The sequence below is a fragment of the Pseudomonas fluorescens genome, from assembly GCF_000968015.1.
Classification (GTDB): Bacteria; Pseudomonadota; Gammaproteobacteria; order Pseudomonadales; family Pseudomonadaceae; genus Aquipseudomonas; species Aquipseudomonas fluorescens_W.
Genome location: NZ_LACH01000122.1, coordinates 1 through 4,928, shown reverse-complemented (window position 1 = coordinate 4,928; position 4,928 = coordinate 1). Strand labels below are relative to the sequence as shown.

Genomic DNA, 4,928 nt, shown 5'->3' with positions numbered 1-4,928 from the left:
GCCTGCGGCAGCTCCTACGGTCTCAGCATTACTTCGCTTTCACACCTTCAAACGTCACGTACAACTCGACCGCGTCGGACTGTGGGCCCAGGTCTTTCTGCTTGCCGAAATCGGAGCGCTTGAGGTTGGTGGTGCCTTCGAAGCCAGCACGGTAGCCGCCCCATGGATCCTTGCCTTCACCCAGGAAAGTGGCCTTGACCACGATCGGCTTGGTTACGCCCGCGATTGTCAGGTTACCGCTCACGTCAGCAGTGTCTTTGCCAGCGGCGTTTTTGCCGGTGGATTTGACGCTGGTGGAAACAAACGTCGCTTTAGCGAATTTGCTCGCGTTCAGGAAATCACCGCTGGCGATGTGCTTGTCGCGCTCGGCGTTGTTGGTGAACACGCTGGCGGTGTTCACATTGAACTCGATCTTGCTGTCTTCTGGCTTGGCAGCGTCGAAGCTGAACTTGCCGTCGATATCCTTGAAGGTACCGGTGATGAAGCTGTAGCCCAGGTGGCTGATCTTGAAGTCAACGAAGGCGTGCTGGCCTTCCTTGTCGACGACGTAGTCGGCCGCCATCACGTTGGCGGACAGCAGAGCAGAACCGATTGCCAGAGCGGCGAGAGTCTTTTTCAACATGCTTTCTATTCCTTGGGAGTCGAGGTTGAACGTCAAGCTTTGCGCCCCAGCATTCGAGTGAGGGTCGCATCACGATCGATAAAGTGGTGCTTCAGTGCTGCCAACGCATGGAGGCCGGAAAAAATTACCAGCACCCACGCCAGATACAGATGAATCACACCCGCGGTGTCTGCCTGATCCGGTAGTCCGGAAACCAGTGCAGGGACTTCAAACAGGCCAAACACCGGAATCCCGACACCTTCTGCGGTGGAAATCAGGTAACCGGCAATCATCACAGCGAACAGACTGAGGTACAGGAACGAATGGCCGAACTTGGCGCCAAGGCGCGTCATGCGGCTATAGCTTTCAAGTGCGGGTGGCGGCGGGCTGATGAAGCGCCACAGCACCCGTAGAACCATGACGGCTAACAACACCAGGCCAATGCTCTTGTGCAAGTCGGGCGCGTCTTTGCGCCAGACGCTGTAGTAGTCGAGACCGACCATCCACAAGCCCAACGCAAACAAACCGAAGACTGCCAGCGCCACGCCCCAGTGCATGAAAATGCTGACCCAACCGTAGCGCGAAGAAGAATTACGTAGCTGCATTGCCCAAATCCTGTGAGAACTGCGACCAAGACTATCGAGTTATCTATCGAATTAAAGCGGAAAATTTCGCTTTGAAATATCGAGAAATACGATCAAGAGTCTGAAATAGGTGAGTTAAGGAAAGATTAAAGACCAAGGTGTAATAAAAAATGAAGTCCAACTAAAGAACACCTGCGCCATAAGGGTTATTCGATTCTTGATATTGGTTTTCTTCGGGCATAAAAAAACGCGGCATTTCTGCCGCGTTCTTTTAGTCCCAAAGCTTACTGCGCTTTGGCATCCGCCACCGGAGTCGCAGCGGGCTTGGCCGCTACTTTCTTCGCCGGTTCAACCTTTTTCACCGGGTTTTTTTTGGCCACGGTTTTGGCCGCAGGTTTTTTCGCTGCAGCTTTGGCCGGGGCTTTTTTGGCCTGTTCGGCTTTCACCGGTGCCGCTGGTTTCGGTGCTTCGACCGGCGCTGGCGCTGGGGCCGGCGCTGGTGTTGGAGCCACTGCCGGTGCCGGTGCCGGTGCCGGAACAACCGGAGCCACCGGCTCTGACGCCTTGGCCAGTTCGGGTTTGTCATCCGAACCACCGAACAGGTTGGTGAAGAAGTTACCTTTCTTCGCCGCCACTGCGCCGGCCGCCGCAGCGGTCGCTGCCGGTACAACTTTCGCCGGCTCAAACGACTTGCCGGCCGCCAGGTCTTCTACCTGACTGGCTGCCCGCTGACCGGTGCGCAATGCACCTTCCAGCGTGCCCGGGTACAAGGTATCGGTGTGTTCGCCAGCGAACGCTACGCGTTGCAGCGGACGCTCCCACAGGCGCCAGTACTTGCTGATCTGACCAGGGCCAAATGCCAGGTAAGCGCCGCCCATGGTGGGGTCGGTGCTGTAGCGACGGATTTCATAACCGGTGAACGAACCGCGCGCCTCTGGATAAAAGGCGTGCAGACGGATCAGCACCTGATCGACCATCTGCTTGTCGCCGAAAGCCTGCATCACACGCGCGTTGTCGCCGGACAGGTTGATCACCACGTTGGCGCCGCCCTTCAGCGCCGGCTCAACCCACAACATGCCCAGACCGGCGTTGCTGTAGATCTCGCCGGTCATCCGCGCCTTGCTTTCCCACACTGGCGTCTTGAATTTCAGCATGATCTGGTCGCGCCAACCGTAGTTGGTGCCCTTGATCGCGCCCATGTGCTGGGAATCCAGCGATGGAGTCATCTGGATCTTGTTCAGGGCGCGCAGTGGTACGGCCACGACGACGTAGTCCGCCTGATAGCTAACGCTGCCGACTTTGACGGTCACACCGTCCTTTTCCTGGGTGATCGCCGAGACCGGGGAACTGGTCTTGATGGTTTTCAGCTGCTTGACGAAAGCCTGCGCCAGCACCGGGCTGCCACCGAGCAGACGCGAAGCGCGCAGGTCACGGTCGGCAACGCCAAGGTAAACGCGGTTTTGCTGTGCGAAGTACAACAACGACAGGCGCGACGGTTCGTCATAACGGGTACGAATCTGCTGGTTCACCAACTGACGTGCCGTGGCCGGCAGATTCAGACGGTCGAGCCAGTTGGCCACGTTGATCTGGTCCAGGGCGAACAGCGTGCTGTTGGCCGCCGGGTTCTGCGGGTCTTCGATCGAGCGCGCCAGATCGTCCAGGGTCTTTTCGTAGCGCTTGAGCGCCTCGCTGGTGGCCGGTTGCTTGGTGGCCAGATCGGCGGCAGTGAAATACTCACCATCAATCAGGTAACCCGGGGTCCGCACGAATTCAGGGGCCGGCGTGGTGCTCAGCTTGAAGGTCGATACGTACTTGTTCAGAACCGGTTGGGTCTTGTCGTTGCCGATCCACTCACTGGTGGCCATGCCGGAGCGACCGCCCAGGCTCGATTTGGCTTCCAGCAGAGTGACCTGCCAGCCTTTGTTTTGCAGTTCGTAAGCCGCCGTGAGGCCAGACAGCCCTCCGCCGATCACGATCGCCGTTTTATCCTTGGCCAGCGCAGACACGCTGAACAGCCCCAACATCACCAGCGCACAGGCGCGCAGCCAACCAGCAGACATTCAGAGAACTCCGGAAATACACGTAGGAAATAGCGGTTTTGCGAGTCAGACGACTCAAAGAACCGCGAAGAATACGTCAGCCATCAAAAGGCCGCCAGCGACGTCTATCCACCTATACAAAGTAGCTCAATCCACACAATAGGTTGTCCCCACGTCACGCATTGCATAGGCTTGCGCGATTGTTTGCCCGCGCACGTCGCGAGCCGCCTCGAGGAGACTGAAAATGGGCCTGAATAATCAGTGGATGCAACGCGATCTTGCGGTGTTGTGGCATCCCTGCACCCAGATGAAAGACCACGAACAGCTGCCGCTGATCCCGATCAAACGCGGGGAAGGCGTTTGGCTGGAAGACTTCGAAGGCAAACGCTACCTCGACGCCGTCAGCTCCTGGTGGGTCAACGTGTTTGGCCACGCCAACCCGCGCATCAATCAACGCATCAAGGATCAGGTCGATCAGCTGGAACACGTGATCCTCGCCGGTTTCAGCCATCAGCCAGTGATCGAGTTGTCCGAGCGTCTGGTGAAAATGACGCCGGAAGGCCTGACCCGGTGCTTCTACGCCGATAACGGTTCGTCCTGCATCGAAGTCGCGCTGAAAATGAGCTTTCACTACTGGCTCAACCGCGGTCAGCCGAACAAGAAGCGCTTCGTCACCCTGACCAACAGCTACCACGGCGAAACCATGGCAGCGATGTCGGTGGGCGACGTGCCGCTGTTCACCGAAACCTACAAGGCGCTGCTGCTGGACACCATCAAGGTGCCGAGCCCCGATTGCTACCTGCGCCCGGAAGGCATGAGCTGGGAAGAACATTCGCGCAACATGTTCGCCGCCATGGAGCAAACCCTGGCCGAGAACCACGATACCGTCGCCGCAGTGATCGTCGAGCCGCTGATTCAAGGCGCCGGCGGCATGCGCATGTACCACCCGGTGTACCTGAAACTGCTGCGCGAAGCCTGTGATCGCTATGGCGTGCACCTGATCCACGACGAAATCGCCGTCGGCTTCGGCCGCACCGGGACGATGTTCGCCTGCGAACAGGCCGGCATCCGCCCGGACTTCCTCTGCCTGTCCAAGGCCCTGACCGGCGGTTATCTGCCGCTGGCGGCCTGCGTCACCACCGAAGACGTCTACAGCGCTTTCTACGACGACTACCCGACCCTGCGCGCCTTCCTGCATTCCCACAGCTACACCGGCAATCCACTGGCGTGCGCGGCAGCCTTGGCGACGTTGGATATCTTCGAAGAAGACAACGTCATCGAGAACAACAAGGCCTTGGCCCAACGCATGGCCAGCGCTACTGCGCACCTGGCCGATCACCCGAACGTTTCGGAAGTGCGTCAGACCGGCATGGTGCTGGCCATCGAGATGGTCAAGGACAAGGCCACCAAGGAAGCTTATCCGTGGCAGGAACGTCGCGGTTTGAAAGTGTTCCAGCATGCGTTGGAGCGTGGTGCTTTACTTCGTCCGTTGGGCAGCGTGGTGTACTTTCTGCCGCCGTATGTGATCACACCTGAACAGATCGACTTTCTGGCCGAAGTGGCCAGCGAAGGCATCGACATCGCGACTCGCGATAGCATCAGTGTTTCGGTGCCGAAAGACTTCCACCCGGGCTTCCGCGATCCGGGTTGATTGATTTCACCTAAGCTTCCGCGGTGACCGGGCTACCGTCATCGTCGGAACGC

At 58.4% G+C, this 4,928-nt stretch carries 4 protein-coding genes; 1 reads left to right on the top strand and 3 read right to left on the bottom strand.

Annotation, left to right across the window (positions count from 1 at the left end):
• Positions 1–28 precede the first annotated feature (28 nt).
• The 3 genes from VD17_RS31000 to VD17_RS30990 all read right to left on the bottom strand — a co-directional run bounded on the left by VD17_RS31000 (position 29) and on the right by VD17_RS30990 (position 3,245).
• The gene (locus VD17_RS31000; RefSeq protein ID WP_033060424.1) at positions 29–622 is read right to left on the bottom strand and encodes a YceI family protein; all 594 of its coding nucleotides are present in this window, start codon (positions 620–622) and stop codon (positions 29–31) included.
• A 32-nt stretch (positions 623–654) separates the two neighbouring features.
• Entirely contained in the window at positions 655–1,206 is a 552-nt protein-coding gene (locus VD17_RS30995) for a cytochrome b (RefSeq protein ID WP_046057162.1), read from the bottom strand.
• A 263-nt stretch (positions 1,207–1,469) separates the two neighbouring features.
• Positions 1,470–3,245 (bottom strand): flavin monoamine oxidase family protein, encoded by a 1,776-nt coding sequence (locus VD17_RS30990; protein WP_046057161.1) that lies wholly within the window; start codon positions 3,243–3,245, stop codon positions 1,470–1,472.
• A gap of 223 nt (positions 3,246–3,468) precedes the next feature.
• Here VD17_RS30990 and VD17_RS30985 point away from each other — a divergent pair, with 223 nt between their 5' ends.
• Positions 3,469–4,875 (top strand): adenosylmethionine--8-amino-7-oxononanoate transaminase, encoded by a 1,407-nt coding sequence (locus tag VD17_RS30985; protein ID WP_046057160.1) that lies wholly within the window; start codon positions 3,469–3,471, stop codon positions 4,873–4,875.
• The last annotated feature ends 53 nt before the right edge of the window (positions 4,876–4,928 follow it).

Excerpts from the sequence above, each read along its gene's own strand:
- VD17_RS31000 (WP_033060424.1), bottom strand. The coding sequence starts at position 622 with ATGTTGAAAAAGACTCTCGCCGCTCTGGCAATCGGTTCTGCTCTGCTG.
- VD17_RS30995 (WP_046057162.1), bottom strand. The coding sequence starts at position 1,206 with ATGCAGCTACGTAATTCTTCTTCGCGCTACGGTTGGGTCAGCATTTTC.
- VD17_RS30990 (WP_046057161.1), bottom strand. The coding sequence starts at position 3,245 with ATGTCTGCTGGTTGGCTGCGCGCCTGTGCGCTGGTGATGTTGGGGCTG.
- VD17_RS30985 (WP_046057160.1), top strand. The coding sequence starts at position 3,469 with ATGGGCCTGAATAATCAGTGGATGCAACGCGATCTTGCGGTGTTGTGG.